The following is a 16,968-nucleotide window of genomic DNA, read 5'->3' as shown; positions in this document are numbered from 1 at the left end:
CCGTGCGCGTTCTGGTGATCGACAACTACGACTCGTTCGTCTTCAACCTCGTGCAGTACCTGGGTCAGCTCGGTGTGGACTGCGACGTCCGCCGCAACGACGAGATCGACGTCGCCGAGGTCGGCCGGGTGGGCGCTGCGGGCATCCTGCTCTCACCCGGGCCGGGCAGCCCTGACCGGGCCGGCATCTGCCTCGACGTCATCCGGGCGTACGCGGGCGAGCTGCCGATCTTCGGCGTCTGCCTCGGCCACCAGGCCATCGGTGAGGCGTTCGGCGCGACCGTCACCCGGGCCGCCGAGTTGCTGCACGGCAAGACCTCCGAGGTACGCCACCGCTCGGTCGGCGTGCTCGCCGGTCTGCCCGACCCGTTCACCGCCACCCGGTACCACTCGCTCGCCGTGCTTCCCGAGACACTGCCCGACGAACTGGAGGTCACCGGCTGGACCGGCTCCGGCGTGGTGATGGCGATGCGACACCGGACGCTGCCCATCGAGGGCGTGCAGTTCCACCCGGAGTCGGTGCTCACCGAGGGCGGTCACCTGATGCTCGCCAACTGGCTGGCCGCGTGCGGTCACCCGGAGGCGCTGGAGCGCGCACCGGCGCTGGCCGCCGAGGTCGACGCCCGCCGCCGGGCCGCCTTCGCCACCGCATAAGCGGCAGCCAGCGACCGGTCAGCTTCTCAGCGCGTCCTGCACTGCGGTGTTCACCGACGACCGGACCGCGGGCGGGCGGCCCCGGAGCGCGTCCCACGCGGCCTTGCCGCTGGCGTAGTAGTCGCGGACGGCCTTCCGAGCGAGCAGTCCAGACCCACATCCATCGCACCGGGCGGCCACCCCGTCGACCTCGAGGCCGAGGTGTCGACAGAGCGTCACCGCCCGGGACAGGTGGTAGGACTGCGTCACGACCAGAGCCCGCTCGACGCCGTACACGTCGCGCGCGCGGACGCAACTGTCGTACGTGTCCAGGCCGAACGGGTCCGCCACCACCCGACGCGGATCCAGGCCGAGCTTGTCGGTCAGGTGCGAGGTCATCACCGTCGGCTCGTCGCCGGACGTGCCACCTCCGTCGCCGGAGACCAGCACCACCCGCGCCCGCCCGGTACGCACCAGCTCGGCGGCGGTCTCCAGGCGGCCGACGAGCCGTTCACCCGGCTGTCGCCCGTCCGCCGCCACGGCGGTGCCCAGGACGATCACCACGTCGGCGGCGGGGGCGTCCGCCTCGCCGTACGTGTGCCCGCGCGCGCTGATCGTCGTCCACAGCCACGGAACGCTGCTCAGGACAAGCACGACCACGCCCAGCGCAGCTCCCCACAGGAGGCGTCGTCGCCAACGGGCCACCCTCGGCCGGCCGGCTGACCGAGAGCGCCGCACCCAGGCGCGGACGACTACTCCTCGGGAAGCCGGATCGGCGGCGGGAAGATCGGCTGGCCGGAGCCACCACCGTTGCCCGGCGTCGTCGGCGTGCCGCTCGGCGTCGGCGTCGGCGTCCCTGGCGGGCTGGGCGTCTCCTCGACCTCCTCCGGCTGGCTCACCTTGATGGTCACCTTGGTGCCCTGCGGCTTCTTCTCCTTGCCGTTCGGGCTCTGATCGGTGACCTTTCCGGCCTGGTCCGCCGGCACCTCGGGGCCAGCCTGGATGCTCACCACGAAGCCAGCGTTTTTCAGGTTACGTGTGGCCTCGTCCACGCTCAGCCCGACGACCTCCGGCACCTCACGGACGTTGCCCTTCGACACCTCGAGGGTCACCTCCGTGCCCTCGGGCACCTTCTGGCCCGACGGAGGGTTGACCTTGACGACGATGCCCTCGCTCTCCGGGCTGTCAACCGGCTTGATCTTGGCGTTGAGCTTGACCTCCTTGAGGCGAGCGACGGCGCTCTCCTCCTTGCTGCCCTCGAGGCCGGGCGGGACAGCCACGTCGGGCTTGCCGCCGCAGAGCTGGATGGTGACCGTGCTGGCCTGCTTCACGCGAGCGTTCGGCTGCGGGTTCTGGCCCACCACCGTGCCCTCGGCGCAGGTGCTGTTCAGCACCGGGTCGCCGACCACAGGGTTGAGGTTGGCTCTGCTGATCTCGGTGAACGCGGCATCCCGCGTCTTTCCAGCGAGGGACGGCACCGACTTCAGGTCCCTGTCCCCCTGCTGACTCCACAGCAGGGCGGCCACCAGGGCGATCACCGCCAGCACGCCGACCCCGCTGAAGAGGGCGATCAGCAAGGAGGACGCCTTGCGCTGACGCGGGTCGCCGACCCGGGCCGGAACCTGCCGGGTCTGCGGCCCGGTGGCGGCGGGCGCGTAGCCACCGCCGCCGGCCGGGGCCATCGCCACCGTCTCGGCCTCGCGCAGCACCGGAGTGGCCAGCACTGGTCGACCGGCGGCGGCGCGCAGCAGGTCGGCCCGCATCTCACCGGCGCTCTGGTAGCGGTTGAGCGGGTTCTTCGACAGCGCCTTGAGGACGATCGCGTCGACCGCCGGGGTGACGTCCGGGTTGATGTCGCTCGGCGTCGGCGGAGTCTCCCGTACGTGCTGGTAGGCGACACTGACCGGGCTGTCCCCGACGAACGGCGGGTGCCCGCAAACCAGCTCGAAGAGCACGCAGCCGGCCGCGTACACGTCGGAGCGGGCGTCCACTGCCTCACCGCGCGCCTGCTCCGGAGACAGGTACTGAGCCGTGCCGATCACCGCGCTGGTCTGCGTCATGGTGGTCGCGCCGCTGGCCAGCGCGCGGGCGATGCCGAAGTCCATCACCTTGACCTGGCCGGTCTGGGTGAGCATGACGTTGCCCGGCTTGATGTCCCGGTGGATGATGCCGTGCCGGTGGCTGAACTCCAGCGCCGCGCACATGTCGGCGCAGATCTCCAGCGCACGGCGGGGCTGCAGACGACCCTCGGCGCCGAGGACCTCCTTCAACGTCCGCCCGTTGACGAACTCCATGACGATGAACGGCAGCGTCTCACCGGTCGGCGCGGTCTCCTCGCCGGTGTCGTAGACCGCCACGATCGCCGGGTGGTTGAGCGAGGCGGCGTTCTGCGCCTCCCGGCGGAACCGCATCTGGAAGGTCGCGTCCCGGGCGAGGTCGGTGCGGAGCATCTTGATCGCGACGTCCCGACCGAGTCGGAGGTCGCGACCGCGGTGCACCTCGGCCATGCCGCCATAGCCGAGCAGCTCGCCGACCTGGTACCTGCCACCGAGCAGGCGGGCCTGCGCTGTCATCGCGTCTGTCGTCCTTCGCTCGTCGTCGTCCCGCCGTCACCCGGCCGGAGTCGTACCTCACGACGGTACGACGTCCGGGTCGCATCGTCGCGTCCGTCGAGCCGCAGCGCGCCGGACGTCACGGTCTGTCCAGCCGGCGTCCCGGCCGCGCCGTTCTGGCTCTGCTTGCGCAGGTTGTAGGAAATCACGCCGGAGCAGAGCAGGACCAGCAAGGCCAGCAGGACGGCGAGGAGCACCATCCCGGGGCGGGATCGGCGCGGCTCGGGCGCCGGCAGCGCCGGGCCGGCCTGCCGGGCGTACGCCGGTTGGTGTTCCTGTCTGGACTGCGCCGGCGGCACCGACGCGGCGCCGCGCGGGTAGCTGGCCGGGCCGGCCGGCGGCCGCGCGTGCGGTACGGCCGGTGCGACGGCGGTGGGGCGGGGCTGCTGGGCCGGCGCGACAGCGGTCGGGCGCTGCCCGACGGGAGGCTGCCGGTGCGGGGAGCCCGGCGGCCGGAGCTGCTGCGCCTGCGGCACCTGAGCCCGCCCCGGAGCGGCGGGTGAGGACGGCGCGACGGAGACCGGGCCGGAGTGACCACCTGCGCGAGCCTGCTGGGACAGGGCGGCCTTGAGTTGGCGGGCCACCCCGGCGAGGGCGGCGGCGGTCGGCCAGCGGGCGGCTGGATCCTTGGCCAGCGCTCGTTCCACCACTGCCCGGACCTGCGGCGGGATGTCGGACGGCAGCGGCCGGGGCGTCTCCCGGACGTGCCGCATGGCGATGTCGAGCGGGTTGTCGCCCTCGAACGGTCGCCGCCCGGCGAGGCACTGGTAGGCGACCACGCCGAGCGCGTACACGTCGGACGCCGGGGTGGCCACCTGGCCGGTGGCCTGCTCCGGAGAGATGTACGAGGCGGTGCCGAGAACCGAGCCGGCGGCGGTGAGCTGGCCGACGATGTCGGAGCGGGCGATGCCGAAGTCGGTAAGCACCAGCGTGCCGTTCGGGCGGACCAGCAGGTTGCCCGGCTTCACGTCGCGGTGCACGATGCCCTTCTCGTGCGCGGCGTGCAACGCGTCGGCGGCCTGCGCGACAAGCGCCATGGTCCGGGCCGGGGTGAGCCGACCGACCCGGCTCAGCGTGGACGACAGGGCGTCGCCCTCGACGTACTCCATGACCAGGAAGGCGATCTGCTGGTCGTTGCCGAAGTCGTAGACGTCCACGACGCCGGGGTGGTTGATCGTCGCCATCGTCCGGGCCTCGCCGCGGAACCGCTCGGCGAAGTCGGGGTCGTCGAGCAGCGCGGGGAGCAGGCTCTTGACCGCTACCGTCCGGCCGAGCACCTGGTCGGTGCCGCGCCAGACGTCGCCCATGCCGCCACTGGCGATCCGCTCGTCGAGGCGGTAGCGGTTGCCGAGCTGGACACCGGGGCTGAGCATGTCAGCGGCCCCCGGGGTCGGCGATGGCGGCCCGCATGATCTGGCCGCCGATCCGGGCCGCCTCGGCGCTGCCGCCGCTGCCGGCCTGCTCCAGCACCACGCACACGGCGGAGACGGGGTTGCCGTTCTTGTCCAGTGCGAAGCCGATGAACCAGCCGTGGTCGGGCCGGTCCGGGGCGGACTGCGCGGTGCCCGTCTTGCCGCCGACCGTGTAGCCGCTGATCGCCGCCTTCTGGCCGGTGCCCTTCTGGACCACGCTGACCATCATGTCGCGCAGGTCGGCGGCGGTCTGAGCGCTTACCGGTTGACGCAGGTCCTTCGGCTTCGCCGTGTAGTAGCTGGTGGTCCGGTCCGGGGCGAGGAGTTGCCGGACCAGGTACGGCCGCATCTGGCTGCCGCCGTTGGCGACCGCTCCGGCGATCATCGCGCCCTGCAACGGGGTCATCCGGACGTTGTTCTGGCCGATCGAGGACTGGGCCAGCGCGGCCGGGTCGGTGTTGCCGTCCGGGTTCAGCATGTCGCCGGTCCGGCTGGCCGCCGTCCGCAGACCGCCCTCGCCGAGCTGGCCGACCGTGAGGTCCTCCTGCTCGAAGCCGAACTGCCGGGCCTTCTCCTTGACCTTGTCGGCGCCGAGCCGCACGCCGAGCTGCGCGAAGCCGGTGTTGCACGACTCGGTGACCGCCTCCAGCAGGGTGACCTGCGCCTCGGGGCAGATCGACGCGGCGGCGTTGCGGATCGGGGTGCCCGAGGTGGGCGGGGTGTAGCTGGAGCCGGCCGGAATCGGGGTCGTCTTGGTGACGCCGTTCTCCAGCGCCGCCGCGGCGACCACGATCTTGAAGGTGGAGCCCGGCGGCAGCGTCTCGGAGAGGGCCCGGTTCTTGAGCGGACCGTCCGGGTTCTGCTCCAGCTTGTTGATCTCGGCAGCGGCCTCGGTCGTGTTGTGGCTGACCAGCGGGTTCGGGTCGAAGCTGGGCATCGACACCAGGGCCTGCACCGCACCGGTCCGCGGGTCGATGGCGATCGCCGCGCCGCGCTTCGCATCCACCTGGTTGTTGCGCATCTGGTCGTACGCCACGTCCTGCGCTCGCTTCGAGAGCGTGAGCAGCACGTTGCCGCCGCCGGTCTCGTCGCCGGTGAACATGTCCTTGAAACGGTCGCCGATCAACTGGTCGCTGGTGCCGGCCAGGAAGTCGTTCTCCACCTGCTCGATGCCGGTGTCGGCCAGGTTGACCGGCTTGTAGCCGAGCACGTGCGCGTACTTCGCGCCACCCGGGTAGGTGCGCTGGAACTTCAGCTTGCCGGTGGTCTCCTTGCTGGTGGCCACCGCGGTGCCGCCGGCCTCGATGTTGCCGCGCTTGCGCTTGTAGTCGGCGACCTGGACCCGGCCGTTGTAGTCGCTGGTGCGGTATTCATCAGCCTTGTAGGCCTGGATCCAGTTGAGGTTCGCGAAGAGCAGACCGAACAGGACCATGACGACGATGCCGACACGGCGCAGGGGTGCGTTCACGGCTTGATCACCTCCGTGGGAGCACCATGCAACTGCTCGGGTGAGCCGCCCGAGGGCCGGCTCGCCTTGCCGGAACTACCCGTCACCGGTCGTCGCGCCCCGTCGGAGACGCGCAACAGGACCGCGATGAGTAGCCAGTTCGCCATCAGCGACGAGCCACCGGCGGACAGGAACGGTGTGGTCTGGCCGGTCAGCGGGATGAGCTTGCTGATGCCGCCGACGATCACGAAGACCTGCAGGCCCAGGGTGAAGGCGAGGCCGCCGGCGAGCAGCTTGCCGAACGAGTCACGGACCGCGAGCGCGGCGCGCAGGCCCCGCTCCACGATCAGCAGGTAGACCACCAGCAGCGCGGAGAGGCCGAACAGGCCGATCTCCTCACCGATGCCGGCGAAGATGAAGTCGTTCTGCACCTCGGGCAGGATGTCCGGCTGACCGCCGCCCGGCCCGGCGCCGAAGAGCCCGCCCGTGCCGAGGGCCAGCAGACCCTGGACGAGCTGGTAGCCCTTGTCGGTCGGGTCGGCGAACGGGTCCAGCCAGATCTCGGCGCGCAGGTAGAAGTTGGCGAACGGGCCACCGACAGTCGAGCCGAGGACGTACGCGAGGTAGGCGCCGCCGAAGAAGAGGAGCAGACCGATCAGCAGCCAACTGACCCGCTCGGTGGCGATGTAGAGCGTCACCACGAACATGCCGAAGTAGAGCAGCGAGGTGCCCAGGTCCTTCTCGAAGACCAGCACCAGGAGGCTGATCAGCCAGACCACCACCACCGGGCCGAGGTCGCGCCCACGCGGGAAGTCGATGCCGAGGAACCGCCGGCTGGCCAGCGAGAGCACCTCACGCTTGCGCACCAGGTAGTAGGCGAAGAAGACCAGCAGCGCCAGCTTGGCGAACTCACCAGGTTGCAGCGAGAAGCCGCCGACCCGGATCCACAGCTTGGCGCCGTTGATCTCGGAGATGCTGCGCGGCAGCACCGCCGGGAGCATGACCAGCACGATGCCGGCGAGTCCCAGGGTGTACGCGTACCGGGAGACCGAACGGTGATCGCGCATGATCGCGAGCAGGCCCGCGGCGAGGATCACCGCGGCGAGCGTCCACGCGAGCTGCCGGCCGCCGATGCCGGCGAAGGTCGCCAGGTCCTCCCGGTCGGCCGGGGCGGCGTCGCCCAGGTCGATCCGGCGCAGGAAGCCCACCCCGAGGCCGTTGAGCAGGGCCACCGCCGGCAACAGAGCCGGGTCAGCGAACGGGGCGAGGAACCGGATCACCAGGTGCAGGCCGAGGAAGACCGCGCCGAGGGCGGCGGCGGGCATCCAGAAATCCGGGGTGACCGTGTCCAGAAGGTTCGCCTCGACGGTCGCCATGTACGCCGCCACCAGCACCATGGCCAGCAGCAGCAGGGACAGCTCGGCGTTCCGTCGGGACCGGGCCAGGCGTACGCCGGACTCCCCGCCCGTGGTGGCGGGCGAGGGTGCCGGTGTGGCCGCTACGGTCACGGGTGGAGTCCTTGGGATCTCAGCCGACGCTCACTCGGGAGACCGGCAGCCGGCCGGGTCGAGCGCCGGCGGTGCCGAGTCGGAGGGCGTGACGTCGGGTGTGGTGGTCGGATCGGGCCCGCCGGTGGTGGCCGCGTTGGTCGGGCTCGCGCTGACGACCCCGTTCACCGAGGTGCCGGGGCTGACGTTCGGCGTCGGGGACGTCCCGGGCGGGGTCACGCTCGGGGTGGGCGTCGGCGTGCCGACCAGCGCGCCCGAGTCGGGCGGGCAGACCGGCTTCAGGTTGGGGTTGCTCGGGGTGTCGCTGGTCAGCTCGGCGAGCTGGCGCTCGGCGTCCGGCTCGTTCTTGGCCCGGATGCCCACCTTGACCGTGTCCTGAGCGGCGACGGTGAGGTCGTCCAACCGGGTGCCGCTGGTGCGGTGCACGGTCGAGAGGTCCATCCCCGCGATCTGCCCCTGGATGCCACGGAAGACGGCGACCTGCCCCTCCTCGGTGGCGCCCACGTAGTACTGGCGTTGGGTGTACGTCCAGCCGCCGAAGAGCCCGCCGCCGAGGATGACCAGGAGGGCCAGCGCCATGGCTGTGGTGCGTACCGGACGGTGCTTGCGGCGCTCCGGCTCGTCATCGGCGGACGCCGGCTCCTCGGGCGCGGCGGGGCGCGGCGCGGAGAGCGCCGAGGCCCGGGCGGCCGGGGTCGAGTCGTCGGCGGAGGTGGCCATGCCCCGGTCCCGGGCGGCGGCGCCGCCGACGATCGGGGTCGCCTCGACGATGTCGTGGTCGGTGGCATCGGCGATGATCACGGTGATGTTGTCCGGACCGCCGCCGCGCAGCGCGAGCTGCACCAGCCGCTCGACGCACTGCTGCGGATCGGTGTACTCCCGCAGACTCTCGCCGATGGTCTCCGCACTCACCACGCCGGAGAGGCCGTCGCTGCAGATCAGGTACCGATCGCCGGGCAGCACCTGACGCACCGAGTACTCCGGGTCGATGTCCCGGCCGTCCAGGGCACGGGTCAGCAGCGACCGCTGCGGGTGGCTGCTGGCCTCCTCGGCGCTGATCCGGCCCTCGTCGACGAGCATCTGGACGTACGTGTCGTCCTTGGTGATCTGGGCGAACTCACCGTTGCGCAGCAGATAGGCCCGCGAGTCGCCGATGTGGACCATCCCCAGCTTGCTGCCGGAGAAGAGGGTCGCCGTCAGCGTGGTGCCCATCCCCTCCAACTGCGGGTTGGCATCCACCGTGTCGCGGAGCTGTTGGTTGGCGGTGCCCACGGCCGAACGCAACGCGTCGACGAGAGCGTCCCCTGGGACGTCCTCGTCGAGCGGCGCCATGGCACCGATGACGATGTTGCTGGCGACGTCACCGGCGGCCATGCCGCCCATGCCGTCGGCAACGGCGAGTAGCCGCGGCCCGGCGTAGACGGAGTCTTGATTGCCGTCACGGATCAGACCGCGGTCGCTGTGGGCCGCATAGCGCAGGGTCAGAGTCATGGCCGTAATTCGAGGGAAGTGCGGCCGATCCGGATCGGCACGCCGAGGGGTACGGGGGTTGGTCCGGTGACCTTAGCGCGATCTAGGTACGTGCCGTTAGTCGAGCCGAGGTCCTCGACGTACCACTGGCCCTCGCGCGGCACGAGTCTCGCGTGCCGCGCGGAGGCGTAGTCGTCGGTGATGACCAGGGTGGAATCCTCGGCCCGACCGATGGTGATCTGCGCTTCACCGAGGGTGATGCGGGTGCCGGCCAGCTGACCTGCGGTGACCACCAACTGGTGGGCCGCCCTGCCCCGCTTCACCTTCGCCGGTTTGGCCGCCTGCCCCGTCGAGGCGCCAACCGCGCGTGGTGCCGCCACCAGGCGACCGGACCGGGCCCCCGCGAAGAGATCCCGACGGATCACGCCGACCACCGTGAACACGAAGATCCACAGCAGGATCAGGAACCCGAACCGGGCAACGGTGATGACCAGTGCCGGCAAGGCGGCTCAGCCGTCCACGCGGAAGGTCAGCGTCGTGGTGCCGAGCTGGACCATGTCACCCGGGTTGAGGGCGACGGCGGAGACCCGCTGCCCGTTGACCATGGTGCCGTTGGTGGAGCCCAGATCGGTCAGCACAACCTGGCCGCCGTCGAAATCCAGCCGGGCGTGTCGCCGGGAGATGCCGACGTCGGGCAGGCGCAGGTTCGCCTGGTCGCCGCGACCGATCACCGTCGACCCCATCTGGAGCGGGTAGGTGCGCCCGTCACCGGAGACCAGCCGCACGTTGCGGCCGCCACCGTGCCCGGGCGGCGGGCCGTAGCCGCCACCCTGGTCGTACGCGGGGTACGCGGGCGGGCCGGCGTCGTAGCCGGGCGCCGACACGGGGGCGACCTCGCCGCCGGTGTAGACCTCGGCGGTGACGCGGAACATTCCCGTGTCCAGGCCCTCGCCCCGCTCGATCTCGACGATCACGTCGCCGTAGACCGTCCAGGCCTGCTCGCCGATGAACTCCGCCTGCGACTGGGCCAGCTCCTGGGCCAGTGCGGCGGCGTACGGCGCCAGACGACTGTGGTCGAACGGCGAGAGATCGATCACGTAGCGGTTGGGCACCAACGTGCGCCCACCGGCCAGGATCGCCTTGTGCGCCTCGGCCTCCCGCTGCATGGCGTTGAGGATCTCCACGGGGTGGACCACCCCTTTGAAGACCTTGGCGAAGGCCCCTTCGACCAGGCCTTCCAGACGCTTCTCGAAGCGTTGCAGCACGCTCACCGGCTCCTCCTCGGGTCCCGAGGACATGATGGTATCCGGCCGGCGCGCGCGCAGCTCACACGCCGCTCGGCCGGCTGCTCCCGGCCCGCTCGGAAGGACCGGGACCGCCGTGCTAATCTTTCGTCCGCCACGAACGGTAACCGCTCGTGGCGAGCGACTGGGACAGCGTAGTATTCCCGGGGCCCGTTGGTGACAGCGGGTTCGGGGCGGCTAGAGTGTTCCGGGTCGTGCCACGGGGATGTGGCGGAATGGCAGACGCGCACGGTTCAGGTCCGTGTGCCCGAAAGGGCGTGGGGGTTCAACTCCCCCCATCCCCACCAAAAGACGAGGGCTCCGCGAGATGCGGGGCCCTTCCGTCATATTCGGGGCGTGCCGGGCATCACGCTATGCTCCGATGGTTTCTGCCTCCGATGGACCAGGAGTGGCGTGTGAGTGTCGCGTTGGTGACCGGGTCTGGTGGTCTGATCGGCTCCGAGGCGGTCCGGCACTTCGCCGGCCTCGGCCTGGACGTCGTCGGCATCGACAACGACATGCGGCGGTACTTCTTCGGCGAGGACGGCTCCACCTCGTGGAGCCTGGAACGGCTCGGCCGTGACCTGGGTAGCTCCTACACCCACTACCCGGTGGACATCCGGGACCGGGACGGTCTGGAGCAGGTGTTCAAGAAGTACGGCTCGGACATCGCCGTGGTGATCCACAGCGCCGCGCAGCCGAGCCACGACTGGGCGGCCAAGGAGCCGTACACGGACTTCGACGTGAACGCCGGCGGCACGCTCAACATCCTGGAGAACACCCGCCGCCACGCGATCGACGCGCCGTTCATCCACTGCTCGACAAACAAGGTCTACGGTGACCGACCCAACAGCCTGCCGCTGATCGAGCTGGAGACCCGGTACGAGCTGCCCGAGGACCACCGCTGGTACCAGGGCATCACCGAGGAGATGTCGATCGACCACTCGCTGCACTCGGTCTTCGGCGCCTCGAAGGTCGCCGCGGATGTGATGGTGCAGGAGTACGGCCGCTACTTCGACATGAAGACCGCCTGTTTCCGGGGCGGCACCCTGACCGGCCCGGCCCACTCGGCCGCCGAGTTGCACGGGTTCCTGGCCTACCTGATGCGCTGCGTGATGGAGGGCCGGACGTACAACCTGTTCGGCTACAAGGGCAAGATGGTCCGCGACGCGATCCACTCGCACGACGTGCTGACCGCGTTCGAGGCGTTCTTCCGGGCGCCCCGCTCCGCCGAGGTCTACAACCTCGGCGGCGGCCGGCACTCCAACACCTCGCACATCGAGGCGTTCGCGATCGCCCAGGAGATCACCGGCCGCGAGGCCCGGATCAACTACGTCGAGCAGAACCGCACCGGCGACCACCAGTGGTACGTGAGCAGCATGGCCCGGTTCGAGGAGCAGTACCCGGAGTGGAAGATCACGTACGACGTGCCGATGATCCTGCGGGAGATCTACGAGGCCAACGTGGACAAGTGGGTGCCGCAGTCATGAGGTCCAGGACCAAGCGCAACGTGCTCGGCGTCCTGGTCGACGCCACCGACTACGCCACGGCGACCGACGCGGTGGTGACCGCCGCGCACGAGCGCCGGCCACTCGCGCTCACCGCGTTGGCCGTGCACGGCGTGATGACAGGTGTGCTGGATCCGGCGCACAATGCCCGGCTCAACTCGTTCGACGTGGTCACCCCGGACGGGCAGCCGGTGCGCTGGGCGCTCAACCTGCTGCACCACGCCGGGCTCACGGACCGTGTCTATGGGCCGACGCTGACCCTGCACGTGCTCTCCCGCTTCGCCGACGAGGGCCTGCCGGTCTACCTGTACGGCTCGACGGAGGAGACGCTGGCCAAGCTCATCCCGGCGCTGGAGCGGATGTTCCCCGCGCTGAAGATCGCCGGGGTGGAGCCGTCGAAGTTCCGCGCGGTCCAGCCGGGCGAGGATGCCGAGATCGCCGACCGGATCCGGTCCAGCGGCGCCCGTCTCGTCCTGGTCGGGCTCGGCTGCCCGCGCCAGGAGGTCTTCACGTACGCCATGCGCCCGCTGCTCGACATGCCGCTGATGGCTGTCGGTGCGGCCTTCGACTACCACGCCGGGCTGCTGCGCCAGCCCCCGCCGTGGATGCAGCGCGCCGGCCTGGAGTGGTTCTGGCGGCTCGGTCTGGAGCCGAAACGACTCTGGCGCCGCTACGTGATCCTCAACCCCGCCTACCTGACCCGCCTCGCCGGTCAGAAGACGGGCATGTGGAAGGCCCGCCCGCCGGCCCCGGCCACCGAGCGGCCGGCCACCTTCGCGGTCTGACCCCTTTTTCGGTACGACACGAGGCCCCACCCGGATGTCCGGGCGGGGCCTCGCTCGTCGGAGGCGGTCAGACGGTCAGGGTCCAGCTGTTGAGGTAGCCGGTGTCGGCCGAGTACACGTCGCGCACCTGGAGGCGCCACGTGCCGTCGGCGGCCTCACCCGACACGTTTGCCGTGTACGTGGTGTTGATGTTGTCGGCGCTGTCCGAGCTGCTGTTCTGCAGCCGGTACGCGCTGCCGTCCGGGGCGAGCAGGTCGATGACCAGATCACCGCGGTACGTGTGCACGATGTTCACCGCCACCGTGGAGGCCGACGAGGCGTTGCGGCCACAGCCGGAGATGGTGATCGAGCTGGTCACCGCCGCACCGGCGTCCGGGATCGACACGTCGGCGCCGTTGGTGCCGGTGCAGCCGGTGGGCGGCGGGGTGGTGCCGCCGCTGCCCACGTAGAGCAACAGGTTCGGCGAGCCCGAGCCCGCGTTGGTCACCACGTTCGGGGTCGCGTTGGCCACCAGCTGGTTGCGCACCTGCGCCGGGGTCCAGCTCGGGTTGGCGCTGGCCACCAGGGCCGCCGCTCCGACCACGTGCGGGGTGGCCATCGAGGTGCCGCTGATCGTGTTGGTAGCGGTGTTGCTCGTGTACCAGGCCGAGGTGATCGACGAGCCCGGCGCGAAGATGTCCAGGCAGGTGCCGATGTTGGAGAACGACGAACGGGCGTCCGAGCTGGTCGTCGACCCGACCGTGATGGCCTCCGTGGTCCGCGCCGGTGAGGTGTTGCAGGCGTTCGCGCCGTTGTCGTTGCCGGCCGCCAGGCCGTACGTCACGCCGGAGGCGATCGAGTTTCGGACGGCGGTGTCCAGCGAGCTGTTCGCGCCGCCGCCGAGACTCATGTTCGCCACCGCCGGCTTGATCGCGTTCGCGGTGACCCAGTCGACACCGGCGATCACACCGGCGTTGGTGCCACTGCCGGAGCAGTTGAGCACCCTTACGGCGACGAGCTGGACGCCCTTGGCCACCCCGTACGAGGATCCACCGACGGTGCCGGCGACGTGCGTGCCGTGCCCGTTGCAGTCGTCGGCCGACCCGCCGTCCACCGAGTCGTAGCCGGAGGTGGCCCGGCCCCCGAAGTCGTTGTGGGCGAAGCGGATGCCGGTGTCGATGATGTAGGCGTGCACGTTGCTCGCCGTGTTCGGGTAGGTGTAGGAGCTGTCCAGCGGCAGGTTGCGCTGGTCGATGCGGTCCAGGCCCCAGGAGGGCGGGTTGGCCTGCGTTCCGGAGATGGACACGGTGTGGTTCTGCTCGACGTACGCGACGGCCGGGTCGGCGGCGATCCGTGCCGCCGCCTTCGCGCTGACGGTGACCTCGAAGCCACGCAGCGCCGTGCCGTAGGTGCGGGCGACCCGTCCGCCGTGCCGGCCGGTCAGTCGCTGGGCGGTGTCACCGACCCGGCTGGAGGCCACTGCGGTGTCCTTGAGGACGACGATGTAGCTGTCCGGCACGGCGGTGGCTCCGCCGGCCTCCCGGACCACGCCGACGGGCTCGGCGGCCAGGGCCGGGGTGCCGACGGCCAACACGGTCGCGGCGGCCACCCCGACCAGTACGGACCTGCGTGGAAGACCCATCTTCCTACCTCCCTCCGACCGGCGGCGAAGCGCGACCACCGGTACCACATCTATCGACAGATGCCGATCAGGCTGAGGGTAGATCGATGAGGCGGGGCAGATAAACATGCCGAAACGTCCATCACCCCAATGGGATGCCCCCTACGGGCTCGGCTTCCGGGGTCAACGAGGGTCCGGCCCGGATTTGCCGCGCGTCGATTCGGGGAAGACTCTCCGACATGGAGAGTCAGCTCACCATCCTGTTGCCGGTCGCCGCCATCTGGCTGGCCGCCGGGGTCCTGGCCGACCGGCTGCCCCGACTTCGCGACGCACGTACGCTGCGTCGGCGTACCGGATGGTTGCTGGCGCTCGCGCTGACCGGCGTGGCACTCGTCGCGGCGGTGTCCATCGGCGGGCTGTTCAGCGGCGGCACCGCGCCGGTGGACCGGGCCGCCGCCGGGCTCACCATCGCCACCGGGCCGGCGCTCGTGGTGGCCGCCTGCTCCGTACGACGGATCCGCCGCCTGTGGGCCGGGGCCGGGGCGTTCGACACGGCACCCGGGACGCCCGCGCCGCACGGGCTGCGCGCCGTCGCCGCACACCCGCTCGTCGGGTTGCCGTTGCAGGTGACCGCCCTGGCGACGCTGCCGGCGGTGATCGCGGCGGCCGGTGCGGACCTCGGCGCCGAGCCCGGGGTCACCGGGCCGGCGATCACCGTCGGCGCACTCGCGGTGGCCGCCATCGGCGTGCGACACGCGCTGCGGCACAGCCAGCTCACCGAGCGGGCCCAGCCCGCCACCTCCCGCTCAGCGGGAGCGGCCGGCCCCCTGCACGTATAGCAGCTCCAGGATCGCCCGCGTCGCCTCGAACCAGCGGTCCAGCCAGCCCGGCGGCGGGATGCTGCCCTTCGGCGGCAACTCCAGCAGCAGGCCGCGCAGCAGCGGGTGGTCGGCAAGTGAACCGCTGGGCTCCAGCGGCCAGCCGGTCGCCGGGAACGACGGCTCGACCAGGGGGTTCGGGTCCAGCGACGGCAGCGAGAGCGGTGCCTCGCCCCCCTCCGGGGCCGACATCTCCCGCCCGTTCAGCTCCTGGTCGGTCGAGACCACCTCGGTCAGTACGGTGTCCCGACGCGCCCCGCGGTACTTGCCACCGAAACGCTCCGGCTTACCCGGACCGTTGGTGAGGTTCTCTGAACCGATCGTCGTCATCCGTCTCGCCTACCTCGCTCGGGTGCGGGTCGGTGCGGCGGGTCGTGGACCAGCGCCGTACCGACGGGTTCAACGAGGCGGACCCGCTGTGGCGACGGGAATCCCGGCGGAACCTCACCGGGGCCGACGCCCGCCGCGGGTCGTCGACGTTGCCGAACACGGAAGGTCCCCGCCCGGTCGGGACCGGACGGGGACCTCAACTGCTCACTCGGTCAGACCGAGCCCAACACACCATCCCTGGTTCCGGCGACGAAGGCGTGCCAGTCACCGGGAGCGAAGACCAGGGCCGGGCCGGCCTTGTCCTTCGAGTCCCGCACTCCGACCGCCCCGGTCACGTACGCCACCTCCACGCAGTTGTCGCAGTTCGGCCCGCTCTTCGAGCTCTTGAACCACGTCGCCTGCGTCAGGTCCACGGGGAACCCCTTGGTCGCCATTTCGGCTCCTCTGCCAGTTTTGCGATGTGCGCGATGGACTCCTCTGGACGAATGGCCGCAGCGCGGATGTGATCAAAGATGAAGCTGTACTTCTGCAGTTCGTCGCTCTTCTCGAGGAAGAGCCCACCCGTGGCGTTCTCCGCGTACACGACATCCGGATCACCGGGCTCGGGGAAGCTGAGGATCGTGAAGGTCCCGTCCATGCCTGCGTGCGCACCCACCTCGAAGGGGAGGATCTGGAGCGTCACGTTCGGCAACTCGGCAACCTCGACCAACCTCCTGAGTTGGCCGCGCATCACCTCGTCCCCGCCCACCGGCCGACTTACCACCGCCTCATCGAGCACCACCCACAGATCGACCGGATCGTCCTGGGTCAACAACGACTGACGGCCCAGACGGACACGCACCCTCTGGTGTACCTGATCGGCGGTGAAGTCCGGACGGGCGGCGCGGATCATCGCCCCGGCGTACTCCTCGGTCTCCAACAGGCCCGGCACGACCTGCTGTTCGTACGCGCGGATCGAACTCGCCGCCGCCTCCAGCCCGACGTACGCGCCGACCAGCACCGTGCTGTACGGGTGCCACCAGCCCTTCTGCCGCGCTTCCCGGGCGATCTGGACAAGTTCGTCACTCTCGGCACCCACGACGCCGTAGATCCGCAGCATGTCCCGCACGTCGCGCGGAGTGGCCGTGGTGTGCCCGGTCTCGATCCGGGACACCTTGGACGCCGAGCACTCCAACTGCTCGGCGACCACCTCGATCGTGATCCCGGCCGACTCCCGCTGCCGGCGCAGCTCGGCACCGAGCCGCCGCCGTCGGATCGTCGGGCTGCGCCGCTCACTCATCGCGCGGCCTCGGTGTTTCTGGTCCTCGCCGCTGGTTGCTCGACCCCACTCTCGGGCTACCTCCGGTCGACGCGCCACTGACTGGCGCTCGCCGGGGGCGCGACCGTCGACCGGCGAGCGTTCGCGACGAGGGGTGGTGCCGGTCATCGGCCGGCCGCGACGGGCGACACCGGCCCTCAGTGTGCCGTCCGCACGCGGATGGCTTCAAGCGCCGCTTTGCGTGG

At 70.8% G+C, this 16,968-nt stretch carries 16 protein-coding genes and 1 tRNA gene; 5 read left to right on the top strand and 12 right to left on the bottom strand.

Annotation, left to right across the window (positions count from 1 at the left end):
* Window positions 1–2: 2 nt before the first annotated feature.
* Window positions 3–653 carry an aminodeoxychorismate/anthranilate synthase component II gene (locus AB0K10_RS07625; protein ID WP_363680948.1) on the top strand — a complete coding sequence of 217 codons (651 nt, stop codon included), beginning with the start codon at window positions 3–5 and terminating at the stop codon, window positions 651–653.
* A gap of 18 nt (window positions 654–671) precedes the next feature.
* Here the strand turns inward: AB0K10_RS07625 and AB0K10_RS07620 are convergent, their stop codons facing one another.
* From AB0K10_RS07620 to AB0K10_RS07585, 8 genes are all read right to left on the bottom strand, one after another.
* Window positions 672–1,292, bottom strand: a complete 621-nt coding sequence (locus AB0K10_RS07620) for an ElyC/SanA/YdcF family protein (protein ID WP_363680946.1) — start codon at window positions 1,290–1,292, stop codon at window positions 672–674.
* A gap of 92 nt (window positions 1,293–1,384) precedes the next feature.
* Window positions 1,385–3,205 carry a Stk1 family PASTA domain-containing Ser/Thr kinase gene (gene pknB, locus AB0K10_RS07615; RefSeq protein ID WP_363680944.1) on the bottom strand — a complete coding sequence of 607 codons (1,821 nt, stop codon included), beginning with the start codon at window positions 3,203–3,205 and terminating at the stop codon, window positions 1,385–1,387.
* Window positions 3,202–4,617: a protein kinase gene (locus AB0K10_RS07610; protein WP_363680942.1), complete on the bottom strand. Its 1,416-nt coding sequence runs from the start codon at window positions 4,615–4,617 to the stop codon at window positions 3,202–3,204. Before AB0K10_RS07610 ends, pknB begins: the two co-directional genes overlap by 4 nt.
* A 1-nt stretch (window position 4,618) precedes the next feature.
* Window positions 4,619–6,124, bottom strand: coding sequence for a penicillin-binding transpeptidase domain-containing protein (locus AB0K10_RS07605; protein WP_363680940.1), 1,506 nt, complete (start codon window positions 6,122–6,124; stop codon window positions 4,619–4,621).
* Window positions 6,121–7,611: an FtsW/RodA/SpoVE family cell cycle protein gene (locus tag AB0K10_RS07600; RefSeq protein WP_363680938.1), complete on the bottom strand. Its 1,491-nt coding sequence runs from the start codon at window positions 7,609–7,611 to the stop codon at window positions 6,121–6,123. The genes AB0K10_RS07605 and AB0K10_RS07600 overlap by 4 nt, the downstream gene beginning before the upstream one ends.
* 30 nt (window positions 7,612–7,641) lie before the next feature.
* Window positions 7,642–9,102: a PP2C family serine/threonine-protein phosphatase gene (locus AB0K10_RS07595; protein ID WP_363680936.1), complete on the bottom strand. Its 1,461-nt coding sequence runs from the start codon at window positions 9,100–9,102 to the stop codon at window positions 7,642–7,644.
* Window positions 9,099–9,584: an FHA domain-containing protein gene (locus AB0K10_RS07590; RefSeq protein ID WP_363680935.1), complete on the bottom strand. Its 486-nt coding sequence runs from the start codon at window positions 9,582–9,584 to the stop codon at window positions 9,099–9,101. Before AB0K10_RS07590 ends, AB0K10_RS07595 begins: the two co-directional genes overlap by 4 nt.
* Window positions 9,585–9,590: 6 nt before the next feature.
* Window positions 9,591–10,379 (bottom strand): DUF3662 and FHA domain-containing protein, encoded by a 789-nt coding sequence (locus AB0K10_RS07585; protein ID WP_007454122.1) that lies wholly within the window; start codon window positions 10,377–10,379, stop codon window positions 9,591–9,593.
* Window positions 10,380–10,586: 207 nt separating this feature from the next.
* On the opposite strand from AB0K10_RS07585, the gene AB0K10_RS07580 reads away from it, so the two are divergent.
* The 3 genes from AB0K10_RS07580 (at window position 10,587) to AB0K10_RS07570 (ending at window position 12,657) form a co-directional block, all read left to right on the top strand.
* Window positions 10,587–10,672 (top strand) — tRNA-Leu (locus AB0K10_RS07580).
* A 66-nt stretch (window positions 10,673–10,738) separates the two neighbouring features.
* On the top strand, window positions 10,739–11,854 hold the full coding sequence (locus tag AB0K10_RS07575; protein WP_363680933.1) for an NAD-dependent epimerase/dehydratase family protein: 1,116 nt from the start codon (window positions 10,739–10,741) through the stop codon (window positions 11,852–11,854).
* Complete coding sequence (locus tag AB0K10_RS07570; protein ID WP_363680932.1) at window positions 11,851–12,657, top strand: WecB/TagA/CpsF family glycosyltransferase; 807 nt, start codon at window positions 11,851–11,853, stop codon at window positions 12,655–12,657. Before AB0K10_RS07575 ends, AB0K10_RS07570 begins: the two co-directional genes overlap by 4 nt.
* A gap of 67 nt (window positions 12,658–12,724) precedes the next feature.
* Here the strand turns inward: AB0K10_RS07570 and AB0K10_RS07565 are convergent, their stop codons facing one another.
* The gene (locus tag AB0K10_RS07565) at window positions 12,725–14,278 is read right to left on the bottom strand and encodes a S8 family serine peptidase (protein WP_363680930.1); all 1,554 of its coding nucleotides are present in this window, start codon (window positions 14,276–14,278) and stop codon (window positions 12,725–12,727) included.
* 218 nt (window positions 14,279–14,496) lie between these two features.
* Between AB0K10_RS07565 and AB0K10_RS07560 the strand changes: the two genes are divergently transcribed.
* Entirely contained in the window at window positions 14,497–15,096 is a 600-nt protein-coding gene (locus AB0K10_RS07560) for a hypothetical protein (protein WP_363680929.1), read from the top strand.
* Here AB0K10_RS07560 and AB0K10_RS07555 read toward each other — a convergent pair.
* The 3 genes from AB0K10_RS07555 to AB0K10_RS07545 all read right to left on the bottom strand — a co-directional run bounded on the left by AB0K10_RS07555 (window position 15,064) and on the right by AB0K10_RS07545 (window position 16,744).
* The gene (locus AB0K10_RS07555; protein ID WP_363680928.1) at window positions 15,064–15,465 is read right to left on the bottom strand and encodes a hypothetical protein; all 402 of its coding nucleotides are present in this window, start codon (window positions 15,463–15,465) and stop codon (window positions 15,064–15,066) included. The genes AB0K10_RS07560 and AB0K10_RS07555 overlap by 33 nt on opposite strands.
* A 212-nt stretch (window positions 15,466–15,677) precedes the next feature.
* Entirely contained in the window at window positions 15,678–15,899 is a 222-nt protein-coding gene (locus AB0K10_RS07550; RefSeq protein WP_007454112.1) for a DUF397 domain-containing protein, read from the bottom strand.
* A complete protein-coding gene (locus tag AB0K10_RS07545) occupies window positions 15,869–16,744 on the bottom strand; it encodes a helix-turn-helix transcriptional regulator (protein WP_363680927.1) in 876 nt (291 codons plus the stop codon). The genes AB0K10_RS07550 and AB0K10_RS07545 overlap by 31 nt, the downstream gene beginning before the upstream one ends.
* Window positions 16,745–16,968: the final 224 nt, after the last annotated feature.

Origin of the sequence: Micromonospora sp. NPDC049274 (assembly GCF_040678875.1) — a bacterium.
Classification (GTDB): domain Bacteria; phylum Actinomycetota; class Actinomycetes; order Mycobacteriales; family Micromonosporaceae; genus Micromonospora.
The sequence above is the reverse complement of the archived record's forward strand: the minus strand, read 5'-3'. Positions and strand labels throughout refer to the sequence as shown.